Source organism: Photobacterium sp. Ph5 (genome assembly GCF_022129445.1).
Taxonomy (GTDB): domain Bacteria; phylum Pseudomonadota; class Gammaproteobacteria; order Enterobacterales; family Vibrionaceae; genus Photobacterium.
The window spans coordinates 23,634-39,589 of sequence record NZ_JADQAQ010000041.1 but is presented as its reverse complement, the minus strand read 5'-3'; the positions used below and the strand labels follow the sequence as shown (position 1 = coordinate 39,589).

The window sequence follows — 15,956 nt, the reverse complement described above, 5'->3', positions numbered from 1 at the left end:
CTTAATCAATATTGAGCAAGCTAACTTAGTTGAAGATGCATTAACACAAGCTTTAGCTCGACCGCCTGAATTAATGGCAGAAATAGAGCAATATTGTCAGATGATCCATCCTTACTATGATGGTAAATCAAGTGAGCGAGTATTAGTCGCTGCTGATGAGATGATTGAATCAGGGCTAGTAGGATTAAAAGCTAAGCCATTAAATATGATTCGTGAATTTAAAATGCGTAAAAAATTACACTTTTGGGGCTTTTAGATGGGACAGTTACATCGACGATTTAAAGAAAAATTGCGCCAGATTAAATGTCGTTTAAAGCCTGCATTAAGTGTATCCCCTGAAGTTATTTATCAGGGAGAGTATGTACTTGAGCAATTAAGAAAAGAGTATCCAGTAACAGAACACGATAATAAAACGATTTGGATGTATTGGGATACAGGATTAACGCATGCACCTGACGTGGTGAAATTAAGTTATCAGAGTTGGTGTCAATTAAATCCAGACTATAAGGTTGTTTTATTAACGAATGATAATTTAACTGAATATCTCGGTTTCGATTTTAATGCCGTTTTTCCTATCTTATCTGTAGACTTAGGTGCAGCAGGACGGAGTGATTTATTGCGATTATATTTACTTAATCGTTTTGGTGGTATTTGGGCTGACGCCACAACGTTCTGTATAAAACCACTATCACAATGGTTAGACATATCAGACTCTGGGTTTTTCTGTTTTAGAGAGAAGCACTCTCATGATCGTACACTTGTTTCTTGGTTTTTAGCGGCTAAACAAGGTAACTCTATTGTTGCTAGTTTACTCTCACTATCATTAGATTATTTAACTCAACAAAGAACAAAGTCTCTTGAGATTGTTGGGTTAAAAGTTACGTTAATGCTAGCAAAAGGTACTCAATTAATCTCGAAAGAAAACTCAGGCTTTGCTTTGCTTAAGTATATTGAAAGTAAATATGCTGCTCCTTATTTTTGGCTGTTCTATTTATTTAATGAAGCTGTAAAGCTTCCTCAAAATCGTCAAATATGGCAAAAAGTACTTCAAAAACACAATTCTTGTTCTGAAATGTATGAAGATATTGATAGTTTTAGAGATTCTTGTGTTGCCAAGCAAACCTATAGAAAAAAATATGTAACCAGTGAGCTTTATCAGCAAAGAGAAAATATTCTTACTGAGCTTTTAAATGTGAAATGCTAACTATTATTGTGAGATATATTAATGAAAAAACATACCTTATCGGTCATTTTAATCACTAAGAATGAAGCAGATCGTGTTGAAGTTTGTTTACGTTCAGTTAGTGATATTGCTGATGAAATCATTGTGCTCGACAGTGGCTCAACCGATGAGACTGTCGAAATCTGTCGCCGTTACACTGATAATGTCACTATTACAGATTGGCCTGGGTTTGGTAAGCAAAAACAACGTGCTCTAGACAAAGCTAGCTGCGATTGGGTTTTGTCCATTGATGCTGACGAAGCTCTTGATGATGAGATGAAGCAAGCATTGAGTCAATTATTATCACAAGAATCGATTAAAGAAACGGCTTACCGTTTACCTTGGGGCGTTACCTTATATGGAAAAACTTTAAAGTATGGTCGAAGTGCGCGTTCAGTATTACGTTTATTTAAGCGTGAAGGGGCTAAATATACTTTGGATGAAGTGCATGAGACGGTAATTCCGGTATCGGGTGAAACGGGTACACTGAAGGGGCTGCTATTGCACTATACACATCGAGATTATGGGCATGGTCTTGATAAAGCCGCACAATATGCATGGCTTGGTGCACAAAAATATCATCGCAAAGGGAAGAAATCTCACGGCTTAGCTTTGGCTCTATTGCGTGCTCTTTGGACATTTTTCCATATTTATATTATTCGACGCGGTTTCTTAGATGGCAGTGTTGGTTTTATTGTGGCGATGACCTATGCGCAAGTGAATTTTAATAAATATGTTGGTTTGTGGTTACTAGAAAACGATCGAAGTTAATGAATAGAAAGAGAGGCAACTCTCTTTCTATTATCTATGCATTTATTTTTCGGCTAACTTCAATTGCTCTTTTGTTATTACCTTAAAGGAAAGCTTGTCAATAGCGGAATTAGGGGGATATATAGGGGATATCGCAAATTCTTTCATTTTATTTGCAAGTTGTTCAACGTTTTGTTTGGGTACTATCCCTTTTTTTAACTCACCAGTTAAAATTTCGGTTACAGGACCACAATCTGTTGTAATCACGGGAGCACCGCAAGCTAAAGCTTCATTGATAACTAAAACAAAACCTTCCACATCAGAACTTAAAACAAAGTAATCACATCTTTTCATCCATTTAAAAGGGTTACTGTCAAATCCTTTTAAAATCACATCTTCAGTCAGATTTAGTTTCTGGATTTGGTGCTCTAACGATTCTCGTTGATTACCCTCACCAAGGATAATTAATTTAGTTTTTAAGCCCGATTTTTTATAAGCATCAATGAGAATATCAAACCTTTTTTGACGACTTAATCGTCCTACGGCAAGAATAAAATTGTCATTAAAGCTAATTTGTTCTTCAGCTTTTTCTAACAACGCATTTTTATCACAAGGGTTATAGATCGTGATCAGTTCATTAAAATTAACACCTAATTTTTTTGCTTTTATATCTATAGGGTTTCGAATAAAGTCAGAAACAGTAAAGACTTTTTTCCCCGTGAATAATTTCTTAAAAAGATAGTCATAATAGAAGTCATCTTTATGAGTAAGTACATGTGGAAGGTGTAAACTATAAACAACATTCTTTTGATTTATTGTGTGTAGACGGTTCATAGACCGAGCGCCATTTATAAAAATAGCATCAAAAGGCTGCTGATTCTTAAGGTAAGAGTTAAATAAATTTTTATATAAAGTAGCCCCCCATAATAACTCGCTTTGAGGAAAAATATGGCGAAGGATTATTTTATATAAAGCAAAGTAGAGCGCACTAAAAGGATGAGTGAGTAAAAATGAACTCAATGGTAAAACACTATAGTTACAAGGGAAATCAATTTGAAAATCAATGCCTTTTTCCAATGCGAGAATGCTCACATCATGCCCTTGCAAGGCATGATAGCGTGCAGTATCTAATGTTATTTTTTGAATTCCACCACCTTTTAGGTTGTGAGTGACAAAAAGAATACGTTTCATTTATTAAACTTCTTAATTGATGAACTAAATTTACTTAAAGGTAGCTTAAAGGCTCTACGGATCTCTAGAGATAATTGTTGATAATCTTTGGCAATTGTAATCGAGCGGTCACAATATTTTTTATAAAGTTTCAGCCAATCAATATGACTAAACTCATTTGCTCGTTTTAGCTTTCGTTTGGATATTTTACGTAGTCCAAGTCCCATCGTTTCTGGGTCAGCAATGATGATATTACTTGCTAAGAAACGTTCCCATGCAATAATGTCTTTTTTCGTGTAATCAAAGCGATGTTGCATTACTTTGGTGCTAGGGTTTAATGCTTTCAGCCATATTTGACAATAAAACTGTTCAGCTTCTAGAGTACAGCTTGTTGTGGAAGCTGACTTCATTACTTGACTCATTTCCTCTGCAATAGGTTGGTCTTCAATTAAAGGTTGTTGCCAAATTTTCTTCAGATCTTCGGTGGTTCCAAAGTAAAAGAAGTCACTTGGACTCATTAAAACCGTTCGTCCATGAGAGGTACGACGAAATAGGTTTGAATTGATAACCACCTTTTCTGCAAATACTTTTTGTTCTGATTCACTCTTTGGAAAGTTTTGTTGAATACCAACAAATTCATTACCAATTAAATAATTATCAGAGCGTAGCTTGATTGCGTAAGGGGTTGTAACCTGCGCAAGACCCGCTTGTGTTGATACTAACTGGCGATTATAGTTTTTAGGAAATTGGGGTAATTCAGCAACCGAGTTAGTGCCAGGATCTTGGCTAATTACGAGTTGGTCATACATCAATCCTGCTAAATCTTGATCTGGCCAAGTTGATAGAATAATTTTCGCACCAGGTAGATGCGTTCTAATACTCTCTAGGCAACGTTGAGTTATTCCTTCTTCATGATGGGTTCGTCCTTGATAGTTTTGAACGGGGCCTTGTACGACCACTGAAATTTGTTCAAATGTTTGTTCTCTCAAAAGGATGTCTCCAAAAATGCTGTGTATTCATCAGGTATGCCGCAAAAAATAACATCATCACGTTGAATTAAATGATAATGGATGTTCTTTTTTTTCTTAATTAAATAGTTATATAAAGGTGCGATATAAAGCTCACCCTTAGCCCATGTTTCTATAGGCTGCTGGACATATTGTTCATAACTTTCAATAAAAAGTTTGTAGTCTGAAAAATAATATAAACCTGTACTGCATAAGTCAGAAATAGGATCTTTTTCTGCGGTTTTAATAACTTTTGTTGATAACGGTGATTCTGGCTCAGCAAATGACCAGTTATCTCCCTCGCCTTGGAATACTTCTAAATATCCATCCCATTGTTTAAGCTCTGCTGGGTAATGGAAATTAGGACGGAAAGTATCAATATTAAAAATGGTGATAGAGCCTTGATATTCAGGTACTGAATTAAGTCCTAAATAGACAGTCTCTGCCTGACCGCGCGTTGGTTCTTGTAGAACATAAATATGGCTTTGCTGAATTCCCAGTTTTTCTACTGACTTCTTAACAAAGTCGACAGTACCGTCAATATCTCGAACGATAAACAAAAAAGACTCTGTTGCAAAATAACGCTCAAAACTATTGAGGGCATGGTCAAATAATGTTTTCCCATGGGCTTGTAACATATATTTAGGTTGAACGTAACCTGCTTTATAAAAGCGTGAGCTTAACCCTGCCATTGGAATAACAATCATGATTATGAATCCTTAATCAGTAAATACAGACGAAAAGCATTAGCCATAAGAGCTTGCTGACGTTTAGGATCATCTGCATGCAGTGGCAGCATTGAAAGAAATAGCTGAATTTGCATCGCATACAGAGTATTGGCTGATAGTTGATAACGCTCGGCAATCATTTCAATAAATAGAGCTTGAATTGCGGTAGTACTTTCAGATGGCTGAATATCAAAATTGATATGATGTTTTGTAAAATCGATATCAACCTGGTAGTAACCAGCGATAATCCAGTCATAGAGTCCTAAAATAGAGTGACTCAGCTTGGCAAGATCATAACGAGTATCGCCAAATATGGTCATATTGCCTTGTAAATCTATACCTCTAGGGTCAATCGTTTTCACTTTATTACTGCGAAAGTCGTATAGGATGTTACTAAAACAAAAATCCCCATGCATCACTGTGAGTGGAACCTGTTCTACTGGTAAGTATGCTGCACTGTGGGTCAGTAATTCAGAAAATGATGCTGTAAAGTGACCATTATAAACCCATGGCGTATCGAGTTGAGCCTGAATTGATTGGCAATACTCTTGTAATCGCTGTTTGGTTTTTTCGCCAAATAATTCAGCTAATTGGTTAGCATGGGCGTTACTTGGTGCTTCGTGTCGTTGGCACTCATCAATAAACTCAAGGCTGCTGTTTAAAATACGTTTCCATACCAATTCAGGAATAGATGAAAACACATACAGCTCATTAAGTGCGGTATTATGTAGATATTCTAATTGGTAAGAGGTTATCTCATTAGCCTGCTGCGCCCCTAAAAATTGAGGTAGATAAATGCGTAGTATAGAGGGAACGCTCGTAAACCAATTTGCTTCAGCCGCAATTTTATTGTTTTTAATGCTAGATTTTCTAATCCATTTATCGGTGATTTCTAACTGGTTAAATGCACGCTGGGTAGTAAATTTAGCTTTAGAGCTGTAATAAGTATTTAAGTGACCAAAATCAAGCCAGTCATCGGTTTTTACTGGATTTAGAGCGTGCTTAGTATGGTAATGATTTAAGCTCTGAATAAAGTCCCAATGAGCCATTGTTAAAGCTTTCACTAAATGACGTGGTTGGTTAAATTTAAAGTAGCCACAAACCACATTATTTGCGTTGAGTTGTTCTCGATCTTCTACTGTATTTAGCCAATGAGAATGATCGTGAGTTACCATTGCCCAATCATAACTATTTTCAACCGGTGAAATGGTGACGAGATCATCTCCAGATGGGAGTTCTGTTAGTAGTGTATCGCCAAATAAAATGTGCAGTGGTGTTTCTGAAATAAGATCAGATAAAGCTAATGCAGACATTAAAGAAGCACCTAAAGATAAGCCATCAGGAATGCGTAGCAAACGCACATTATGTTGCTTTAACCAAATTGCATCATAGTTTTTAACTTGATAAGTCTCTGGTATACTCAGATAAACTTGAGTTCCTTTTGGCGCTAATTTTACTTGATGCTGGAATAAGCGACGATTACCTAGAGGTAGGAACGAAGGGGGGATTGTCCCAAATTCTGACTCTAACTCTGAGGTAACATATGCTGCTGACATGATTAGGAACATGCTTTTTCCTTTTCCAGTAGCGCATTAATTTCATTTAAAGATAATGAAGCAAACTCTGATGGGCGTATTGCGCGATCGTCAATATAAAAACCGTCATGACCACACCATGGTTTACCGACCAGGATCTCATCATAAGGAACCTGATGCTTATCTAGCCACAGTGTAATTGTTGGTAGGGTATGAATATTAATCATTCCTACATTGCCTTGATAAGTACGCATATTACGAGCTGTACTGATGGTGATGCTAAAACCAAGCTCTTTGTAGTGCCGTAACTGTTCTATCACCGCTAAATTAGGTGCTACATTTGCGTAATCATTGGTGTCAGCTAATGTGATTGTGCCATCAAGGTCGACAACTAATTTCTTCATCTTATATCCTTACCTGATCACTGTTTATTAAGTAGCTGTTCGAAAAATTCAAGATGATGTTTAACTGTCATTGCTGCATTAAACTCACGATCTAATTTTTCATTAGCGGCAGTACCAAATTGAATGATCTTATCTTTATTGTTGATAAGTTTGTTCATTGCTTCAGCAAACGCTTTTGCATCGCCTGTTGGGACCACAAATCCTGTTTTATTGTCATCGACTAATTCAGGTGAACCGCCAGTGGTTGTCACAACGGATGTAGTACCATTCGCCATTGCTTCAATAATGGTTCGAGGTAGACCTTCGCCACTGATTGAAGGTTGAACTTGAAAATCAGCCATTGCCATAAGGGAAGGTACATCTTGACGGTGTCCAAGCAAATGAATACGTGCGGCTATTGGACTTTGTTTTATTTCATCTAAATGAGGTTCAAAGCCACTACCAACCAGTAAGAGATGGAAATTGGGATTATCAATATGATGAGTCGCCTCAATCAGTACAGATATTCCTTTACTTGGTCGTACATGTGCCGCGCAGACAGCTACAATATGAGTATCATTTAAGCCAAACTCAGAACGTTCTGTTTGAGGTACTTGATACCAAGCTAATTGATGACCTTTATAAATGGTTACAACGTGCTTTTTATTGTGCCAAACATGTTCTCTAACATCGTCACGAACTGCATTAGAAACACAGACTATGCCTTGAACTTTTGGATGAAGATGCGTGAGGTATGCTGTTGGGTCATGGCGATATAAGCCTCCAGTTGTACCTCGATAAGATACCATTTTGGCTTTAGTTCCAATACTAGCAAAAGCTAGATTGGGTATGGTTTTAGAGTTAAAACCATAACAGATGTCATAATCGCCACTTTTTAGTTCGTGATGTAATGTTTTTATTGTTTTAAGACAGATCTTCTTGCTTGGATAGCAGTCAATAACATTGATTCCACAGTCACGAAAGCGAGCAACGTAGTCTGCATCACCTTGAGTCGCAATAGTTACATTATGACCTTGTTTGACCATTTCAATAAACATTTCCGCTTCTGGTCGTACGCTATTCCATGCGTGCTTGTAAGAGCTAGCTACTAGAATCTTCATAATTATGATTTTCTCTTTGAGCGTATTTTATAGAGAGCGTTATGATAGTGACGATGAACTAACTCAATTAAATTAAAAGCTTCTCTTTTAATTTTACAAATTAGACTTCTTTGTTTTTTTGCGCCATATCCGATGTCTGAATCGAATTGAGGATCATTTGTTAAACAAGCAGGATATGTACCATAAGCATCAACTTTGTTTATCCAGAAGCGATCCATGAAAATATCTACGGCAAAGCACCAAGAGTCTGAGTGCGCGAGATATTTTTTTGCTCCTTGTGGAGTAATGAAATATCCAGTTGTACTCATATGACCACGACTAAATTTATGTATGGCTGTGTGTGGTAAGTCATAAATTTTATAATGGTTGAATGTAGGACGCTTATTGTCAAAAAGTCTAATACACTCAAATTTGTCTGCCAATGTATCAATATGGGCCACTATATCGAGAAAAGCATCTGGATACAGAAGAGCATCATCTTCTAATACTATTATTGGTTCATTGAGTTTGACGCACTTTTCCCATAATAAATAATGGCTGGCATAACACCCTAACTGCCCCTTAGTAAGGGATTTTCCACGATAAAGTTGACTCTTTTGTTCATCATAGCGTTCAAAGAGAGGTGTTTTATCAGTATGTCCATTAACAGCTGGAAAAATAGAATATTCCAAATCCATTGCATCAAGCTGTTTGCTTATATTTTGCTTTCTTTCTATCGATGTTGGCAAATTTATGACAAAAATCTTTACCATGATGTTATATGCTCTGTTTACTTGGTTTGAAGTGCAATAAGCAAACATAAACCATAAAAATAAATAATGTTTGGCCGTGATTAAAAGGTACATCGGTTAAAGATGCGATAGCTAATAATGTACACAGCGAGATAGTAATATATTTTGTATAATGGTATTTATGACATAGCCACAGTGGTGCAAGTAAAAGCAATAAAAATAACGTTAAGCCAATAACCCCATTTTTAACTAATTTATCAATATATTGGTTATGATAATGGGCTGGTTTTAGATTATATAAGCACTGACTAATTCGCCCATCCTTGTAGAGTTCATTAAATTTTTTGATATGGCTATCACCTAGACCAATAACGGGATGATCTTCAATAAGCATTGTCGATGCTTTCCAAAGTTGTAAACGAAGTCCTATTGAGGTACATAAATTACCAGATTCAATAGCCGTATATTCATTCTGAGTTTGAACGATCCTTTGCTCTAACTTTGGCTTAAATACAAAAATAGTTGCTCCCATAACAAGAATGACTGAGAGAATATATAGCCAGTATCGAGGTTGATAATTATCTTTCATCCAAAAAATAGTGAAAATAATCAATGAGCAAAGAAAGCCTAACCATACCCCTCTTGTTTCACCTAAAATTAACCCACCGCAGCCAACAATAAAGCCAATTAACATTATTACTTTTAGGGTTTTATTTGTCTCTGTGATAGCCATAATGAGGCAAATTAATGTGAAAGAAGCCGTTAATGTACTAAAAGGAATTGCATTTATAGGCCAAGAGCCTCGACTGATTCCTAAGTATTGGCTCCAATACCATATCATTACAGTGCTTATAATCGCACCAACTAGAGCGAAGTATGCAATGTTTTTACGAGTGATAATCTGTCTGGGAAAGATAGCTATTAATAATAAACTGCTAATTAAAGCGCGAATTTCTGTAGAGCTTAAACCATGATATGCGTACGAAAAAAGGCCATAGATAGTTATTAAACTAACGATCCATAGCATCTTATTGGACAAGTTTTGTTTTATGCTAGATGTGCCGTAACTGTAGAGTGTTGCTATTATGGAGATAACAACCATTGCAACCATTGTCTTATCACCATTTTTGAGAATCAACATACCTGTTGAAAGCCAAATAAAAGGTAATAATATAAAAAATGAGCATATTTTATCTTTCATGAATCTATCACTATTTTAGTAAAGGGATGTTTCACCGTTAGGACGTGTTTTTAGTAGTCGTAGAATCCACATGTACTGCTCAGGGCGTTCACTAACATATTGTTCAATACATTCGTTCATCATGCGGGCATCTTGTTCTTCACTATCACTAGGAAACGGTAGCGCTGGGTAGAAATCTAACTCATAGTTACCTGTTTCACTATTGTACATAGCAAATAGCGGCACGATTTGTGCGCGGCTTAACTTTGCAAGTCGCCCTAATCCAGAAATGGTTGCTTTTTGGGTTGCGAAGAAGTCAACGAATACACTATGTTCAGGGCCTAAGTCCTCATCAGGTAGGTAGTAGCCTAAGTAACCTTCACGAATAGATTTGATAAATGGTTTGATGCCACCACTTCGCTCGTAGACACGACCACCATATTGCACACGCTGTTTGTGCATCAGCCAGTCAGAGACTTCATTTTTCTGTTTTTTAGCCATAGCAGATACTGGTAAACCACGAGATGCAAGTAACACGGCTGGAATATCAATTGCCCAAGTATGGGGAACTAACAGAATGACACTTTGTCCTTGTTCTGTAAGTGTTGTTAGATTTTCCATACCTCTTATTAGCGTGTGTTCTTCAAGCCATTGGCGATTGCGTACACTGAGTGCTGCAAAGCCAAGTAGGAATGATCCTGCTGTGATAAGATTTTGTAGCAAGATCTCTTCTCGCTCAGCTTCTGTTTTTTCTGGGAAGCAAAGTTTTAGATTCACACGAGCTCGGTGATTAGCCCCTTTTTTTATCTTAATTGCTTGTTTAGCAAAGATCGTTGCTAAAGATCGTCGAACTTGGTGAGGTAGTAAGCAAAACAGTGTTGAGAGTAAGATAGCTAACCAAGTTCCCCAGTATTTAGGGTGTAAAAAAGACCACTCAAACTGAGGGTTGTATGCCTGTTTATCGTAGTGATTTTGGGTCATGTTAATTGTTACATCTCAGTGTGTTATGTTTTGACGAGATATACACCATCGTTAGATGCATTACGGCTTTGCTATTATGATACATTATATGTAGAAGAAGGGCGAAGGAAGTCAATGAAATGAAAACCCGAGACAGAATTATTCATGCCGCTTTAGCGTTATTTAATGATCGCGGAGAGCCAAATGTGACAACCAACCATATCGCCGCCGATTTAGCGATCAGTCCGGGTAATCTTTATTATCATTTTAGAAATAAAGAACAAATCATCCACAGCATCTTTGATTTATATGCCACTGACTTACAAGTGAGCTTTCAACCACGCAGTGAAGCTGAAACAACAGAAAGTCTTTTAAGTTACCTTGATGCCGTATTTTTGCTGATGTGGCGCTATCGCTTTTTCTATGCAAATTTGCCTGATATTTTACGGCGTGATCCTGAATTACAGCTTAAGTATCTCGAAGCACAGTCGCAACTTCGTAGCAATATAGCGATATTGATGCAAAGCTTAAAAGACGGTGGGTTGGTTGATATCGATGATGAAGATTTAAAAACCTTGGCAGAAACGTTGTTAATGGTGGCATCCAGTTGGATTAGCTATCAAACTACGCAAGTAGCAGGAGCAAAAATAACGCCGACGGTTATCTATAAAGGTGTTATTCAGATACTTAATATTGTACGGCCGTTGGCAACACCGTTAGGCTGCGAACGTGTAGAAGCATTGAAACGATATTACGAGCAAAAAGAGCAGCAAGCAAAACGCTGAGTTGTAAATGAGAAAGCAATAAAAAAGGTTGGGATAATAATTATCACCAACCTTTTTATTTTTAGTGTTAAAAGTGGAGCTTAATCAAGCCACGGTTTGGGATTGATTGGCTGACCTTTACGGCGGATTTCAAAATAGAGTCCAGGTTGAGTCTGGCCACCACTATCACCGACTAAGGCAATTGGCTCTCCGGCCTGTACCGTATCACCGACTTTTTTCAGTAGTGTTTGGTTGTAACCGTAGAAACTCATGTCACCTTTACCGTGATCAATACCAATCATTAAGCCATAGCCACGCAGCCAATCTGCAAAAATAATGCGGCCGGAATAGATAGCTTTTACTTGGCTCCCCATTGGCTTGCTAAATACCATGCCTTTCCAGCGTAATTGTCCTTGCTGGTGCGAGCCGTAGTTATGCAAAATAGCACCTTTCACCGGCCAGTATAATTTACCTTTATGGCGAGCAAGACCGTCCATCGGCACACGTGCCTGTTGGTTTGCATATTGCCTGTCAATCTCACGAGCTTCTGCTTCTGCTGCGGCACGCGCTTTGGCTTCTTTTGCCGCTTTTATGCGTGCTTGAGCTGCTGCTTTTTCACGCGCAATTCTCGCTGCTTCTTCACGGGCTCTTCTTTCTGCTTCCGCTTTTGCTTTTGCAATTGCAGCTAGCATTTGTTTTTCATTGGCTTGTAGTTCAGCTAAGTCTTCGTTACCACTGGTAATTTGGCTTTTAATGCTAGATAGCGTTTTTTGACGTGATTGCTGCTGTTGATCGAGTGTTTGTTTTTGCTGTTTAAGAGCGTTGAGTGCTTGTTGTTGCTCTGTTTTTTGCTCTTTGAGCTGGTGCACTTTCATTTGAATTTCAGTTTGCGTGGCATCGAGTGCATCAATGGCCTCGACGCGAGCCTTACTGATATGTTCAGCATAGGTTGTCATTCGATCAAGGCGTGTTGAATCCTCACCACTGAGTAGGCTGGCGATATCACTGTCTTGACCTTGACGAAATTGTGCATTTAAGAGAGAAGCGACCACGTTTTTTTGTTGCTTCTGTTTTTGTTCTAGCTCTGCTTGTTCCGTATTTAATTTATCAATTGAGCGTTTAATCGTCGCTAATTGATTGTTTGTCGCATGAATATCATTCGCAGCTTTGGCAATGTTCAGTTCGTGTTGTTTTAGATCTTGTTGCAAGCTGTTGTATTTTTTTTGCTTGCTTGCCAGTTGATTTTTTTGACGTGAGATTTCCTGTTTTACGCCATCGAGCTGGTTTTGACTGGACGCTGCACATGGAACGGCAAATGTCATGCATAAAAGAACGCCAGTGCATAATGCACTGGCGCGGATTTTTTGGTTTAGATGTTTTCTAATCATATCTCGCATGGAGATAATTATTTCAGATTGTATAGCACCTGACCAGACATCTCTGCAGGGATTTCCATATCTGTTAGTGAAAGCATCGTTGGCGCAAGATCTGATAGCTTACCACCAGACTTAAGATCTAAGTCTTTGCTACCTACATAGATAAGTGGCACAGGTAGGTTAGTGTGTGCTGTGTGGATACCACCGGTTGATGGGTCAACCATCATTTCAGCATTACCGTGGTCGGCAGTGATCAGCAACTGACCGTCCATTTCTTTAATTGCAGCAACAACTTTACCTAGGCAAGTATCCAGTGCTTCACATGCTTTAACCGCTGCGTCGTAAACACCTGTGTGACCAACCATATCACCGTTAGGGTAGTTACAGATGATCATATCGAACTCACCACCTTTGATTGCAGCAACAAGCTTATCTGTTAGCTCAGGTGCACTCATTTCAGGTTGAAGATCGTAAGTCGCAACTTTTGGTGAAGCAACAAGTTGACGAGATTCACCATCAAACTCGTCTTCTTTACCGCCATTGAAGAAGAAGGTTACGTGCGCGTATTTTTCTGTTTCAGAAATACGTAGTTGTTTTTTGCCTTTCTTCGATAGCCATTCGCCTAATGTATTGTCTAGGCTTGCTGGCTTGAATGCTGTTGTTAGTTCAATATCTGCAGCATATTGTGTGAGCATTACAAAGTCAGATAATTGTGGGCATTGTGTACGTTCAAAACCTGTAAAGCCAGGCTCAAATGCACGTGTGATTTCACGCGCACGGTCAGCACGGTAGTTCATGAAAATAACGCTATCGCCATCTTCCATGATTGCAGCTTCTTGACCTTCAGCACGGACTTCAGTTGCTTGTACAAATTCGTCATTTTCGTCACGCTCGTAAGCTGCAGCTAGACCGTCAACGGCATTAGCGACTGTGAACTCAGCTTTAGCTGCAGTGATAAGATCGTAAGCTTTTCCAACGCGATCCCAGTTATTATCGCGATCCATTGCGTAGTAACGACCAATCAGTGATGCGGTACGTCCTTTGCCAAGTTGAGCAAATAGTTCGTTAAAACGGACAAGAGAGTTTTTTGCGCTACGTGGTGGCGTATCACGGCCATCTAAGAATGCGTGCAGGTAGATTTTCTCTGCACCACGTTTTGCTGCCATTTCAATTGCAGAAGCAATGTGATCTTCATGGCTATGAACACCGCCAGGAGAAAGAAGACCCATAATATGAACGGCTTTTCCTGCGTTAACCGATTTGTCGATAGCCGTTACAAGTGCTTCATTTTCGAAAAATTCACCATCGCTGATCGCTTTAGTAATACGAGTAAGATCTTGGTATACCACACGGCCTGCACCGATATTAGTATGACCTACCTCAGAGTTACCCATTTGACCATCAGGTAGACCAACATCAATACCAGAAGCTGAAATTAGTGTGTTAGGATTTTGAGCAAGCAGCCCATCCATTACTGGCGTTTGAGCGTTAGCAATTGCGTTATCCGCATTGTCTTCGCGGTAGCCCCAACCATCTAAAATAACAAGTGCAAGTGGTTTCTTCGCAGACATGTTCTGTCCCTCTTCGAATAAATGAAAATCTATATCAATTGCCTTAACTGCTTAATATAAAAGCATTTTTAAGGTAATTGTAATATCCATTAATGTGATTTTACTACAGAAAGTATTGAAAGCAGTAGGAGAAGTTCAAACTTACTGTCGAGCGTATTGTGACCTATTCGACAAAATATATGCATTTATTGTCTTGAGTGTAAGCCCTAGATCACAGTTTTTCTCTATTTCATTAATAGGTAAGTGTGAGATTCGCTTTTATACTGGGTGTGCGCATAACTTATTAATAGCAACAAGTGAGTTAAAGCGCGGAATGAATACCCGTTGCTGTACATGATAGGTAACAACGGTATACTCAAAACCTTTAAAAATCCCGTTAATCTTGGCTGCCATTTAGCCATGAAACAGAGCGAAGCAAATGCAACAATATATTGAATTTTTAACCAGTAACCCTATTTTATCTCTAGTTTGGATCGGTTTAGTTGTCGCTATCATCGGTTCTATGGTCAAAGAGAAAACTGCAACGTATAAAACAATTGGTATTAACGACGCGACAGTATTAGTCAATCGTGAAGAGGGAGTGTTTGTTGATATTCGCTCTCGTGACGAATACCGTAAAGGCCATATTGCCGGCTCACTTCACGCTTTACCAAGCCAAATTAAAGAACAAAACATTACAGAGCTTGAAAAACATAAAACAGCCCCAATCATTGTGGTATGTAAGACAGGTCAAACGGCTCAAACAACCGCAAATGATTTGAGTAAAGCGGGTTTTACCAATGTTAACGTACTAAAAGACGGTCTGATTGCTTGGAACGAAGCAAACCTGCCGCTAGTAAAAAGCAAAGGTAAAAAATAACGCATTGTTTGATGTGCGGTACGCGTAGTCATACCGCTGTCTATTTATTAAATACAGCCTGTGGTTAGCACTGTGCTGGCGTATTAAGTCTCGTAATAGCGAGCATCAAAAAGGACTCAGGAAATGGCTGAAGCAGCAAATACAGAAGCACAACAAAACTTTCAAATTCAACGTATCTTCCTAAAAGACGTTTCTTTTGAAGCGCCTAACTCACCTGATATGTTCCAAAAAGAATGGAACCCAGATGTGAAATTGGATCTTGATACTCAAAGCCGTGAACTAGCTGAAGGTGTGTATGAAGTTGTACTTCGTCTGACTGTTACAGTTAAGAATGAAGAAGAAAACGCATTCCTTTGTGAAGTTCAGCAGGGCGGTATCTTCTCTGTTGCAGGTATGGAAGCACCGCAACTAGCACATTGCCTAGGCGCATTCTGCCCGAACATCCTATTCCCATATGCGCGTGAAACAATTTCAAGCTTAGTAGTTAAGGGTACATTCCCACAATTGAACCTAGCGCCAGTAAACTTTGATGCACTGTTCATGAACTACTTACAAAACCAAGCAGAAGCAAACGCTGAAGCTTAATAAGCAAAGTAACA

Annotated in this window: 16 protein-coding genes and 1 pseudogene; 6 read left to right on the top strand and 11 right to left on the bottom strand. The window is 38.5% G+C overall.

Translation table 11 applies throughout. The annotated features are described in order from the left end of the window. The 3 genes and pseudogenes from I3259_RS15220 to I3259_RS15210 all read left to right on the top strand — a co-directional run. Window positions 1-256 (top strand): annotated as a pseudogene (locus I3259_RS15220) (CDP-glycerol--glycerophosphate glycerophosphotransferase); the annotation flags it as partial. Further along, window positions 257-1,204, top strand: coding sequence for a capsular polysaccharide synthesis protein (locus I3259_RS15215; protein WP_238030400.1), 948 nt, complete (start codon window positions 257-259; stop codon window positions 1,202-1,204). A gap of 21 nt (window positions 1,205-1,225) precedes the next feature. Further along, on the top strand, window positions 1,226-1,993 hold the full coding sequence (locus tag I3259_RS15210) for a glycosyltransferase family 2 protein (RefSeq protein WP_238030399.1): 768 nt from the start codon (window positions 1,226-1,228) through the stop codon (window positions 1,991-1,993). 42 nt (window positions 1,994-2,035) lie between these two features. Here I3259_RS15210 and I3259_RS15205 read toward each other — a convergent pair whose 3' ends face one another. Genes I3259_RS15205 through lpxM form a run of 9 tightly spaced genes read right to left on the bottom strand, consistent with a single transcriptional unit; the run spans window position 2,036 to window position 10,814 of the window. Further along, window positions 2,036-3,163 (bottom strand): glycosyltransferase, encoded by a 1,128-nt coding sequence (locus I3259_RS15205; protein ID WP_238030398.1) that lies wholly within the window; start codon window positions 3,161-3,163, stop codon window positions 2,036-2,038. Continuing rightward, complete coding sequence (locus I3259_RS15200) at window positions 3,160-4,131, bottom strand: WavE lipopolysaccharide synthesis family protein (protein ID WP_238030397.1); 972 nt, start codon at window positions 4,129-4,131, stop codon at window positions 3,160-3,162. Before I3259_RS15200 ends, I3259_RS15205 begins: the two co-directional genes overlap by 4 nt. Beyond that, a complete protein-coding gene (locus tag I3259_RS15195; RefSeq protein WP_238030396.1) occupies window positions 4,128-4,856 on the bottom strand; it encodes a glycosyltransferase family 2 protein in 729 nt (242 codons plus the stop codon). Before I3259_RS15195 ends, I3259_RS15200 begins: the two co-directional genes overlap by 4 nt. Before the next feature lie 2 nt (window positions 4,857-4,858). Continuing rightward, window positions 4,859-6,445, bottom strand: coding sequence for a capsular biosynthesis protein (locus I3259_RS15190; RefSeq protein ID WP_238030395.1), 1,587 nt, complete (start codon window positions 6,443-6,445; stop codon window positions 4,859-4,861). After that, window positions 6,436-6,816 (bottom strand): capsular biosynthesis protein, encoded by a 381-nt coding sequence (locus I3259_RS15185; protein WP_238030394.1) that lies wholly within the window; start codon window positions 6,814-6,816, stop codon window positions 6,436-6,438. The genes I3259_RS15190 and I3259_RS15185 overlap by 10 nt, the downstream gene beginning before the upstream one ends. Window positions 6,817-6,833: 17 nt before the next feature. Next, window positions 6,834-7,916, bottom strand: coding sequence for a glycosyltransferase family 4 protein (locus I3259_RS15180; RefSeq protein ID WP_238030393.1), 1,083 nt, complete (start codon window positions 7,914-7,916; stop codon window positions 6,834-6,836). A 2-nt stretch (window positions 7,917-7,918) separates the two neighbouring features. Further along, window positions 7,919-8,668 (bottom strand): glycosyltransferase family 25 protein, encoded by a 750-nt coding sequence (locus I3259_RS15175; protein ID WP_238030392.1) that lies wholly within the window; start codon window positions 8,666-8,668, stop codon window positions 7,919-7,921. A 4-nt stretch (window positions 8,669-8,672) separates the two neighbouring features. Then, on the bottom strand, window positions 8,673-9,848 hold the full coding sequence (locus I3259_RS15170) for an O-antigen ligase family protein (RefSeq protein ID WP_238030391.1): 1,176 nt from the start codon (window positions 9,846-9,848) through the stop codon (window positions 8,673-8,675). A 15-nt stretch (window positions 9,849-9,863) separates the two neighbouring features. Next, window positions 9,864-10,814: a lauroyl-Kdo(2)-lipid IV(A) myristoyltransferase gene (lpxM, locus tag I3259_RS15165; RefSeq protein WP_346015703.1), complete on the bottom strand. Its 951-nt coding sequence runs from the start codon at window positions 10,812-10,814 to the stop codon at window positions 9,864-9,866. A 113-nt stretch (window positions 10,815-10,927) separates the two neighbouring features. Between lpxM and I3259_RS15160 the strand changes: the two genes are divergently transcribed. Continuing rightward, complete coding sequence (locus I3259_RS15160) at window positions 10,928-11,572, top strand: TetR/AcrR family transcriptional regulator (RefSeq protein WP_238030389.1); 645 nt, start codon at window positions 10,928-10,930, stop codon at window positions 11,570-11,572. Between the two features lie 80 nt (window positions 11,573-11,652). On the opposite strand, the gene envC is transcribed toward I3259_RS15160, so the two are convergent. Both envC and gpmM read right to left on the bottom strand, forming a co-directional pair. After that, entirely contained in the window at window positions 11,653-12,948 is a 1,296-nt protein-coding gene (gene envC, locus I3259_RS15155; protein ID WP_238030388.1) for a murein hydrolase activator EnvC, read from the bottom strand. Window positions 12,949-12,956: 8 nt separating this feature from the next. Then, window positions 12,957-14,498: a 2,3-bisphosphoglycerate-independent phosphoglycerate mutase gene (gpmM, locus tag I3259_RS15150; protein WP_238030387.1), complete on the bottom strand. Its 1,542-nt coding sequence runs from the start codon at window positions 14,496-14,498 to the stop codon at window positions 12,957-12,959. A gap of 418 nt (window positions 14,499-14,916) precedes the next feature. On the opposite strand from gpmM, the gene I3259_RS15145 reads away from it, so the two are divergent. Further along, window positions 14,917-15,357, top strand: coding sequence for a rhodanese-like domain-containing protein (locus I3259_RS15145; RefSeq protein WP_005371904.1), 441 nt, complete (start codon window positions 14,917-14,919; stop codon window positions 15,355-15,357). Between the two features lie 123 nt (window positions 15,358-15,480). Then, complete coding sequence (secB, locus tag I3259_RS15140) at window positions 15,481-15,942, top strand: protein-export chaperone SecB (protein WP_045083845.1); 462 nt, start codon at window positions 15,481-15,483, stop codon at window positions 15,940-15,942. The last annotated feature ends 14 nt before the right edge of the window (window positions 15,943-15,956 follow it).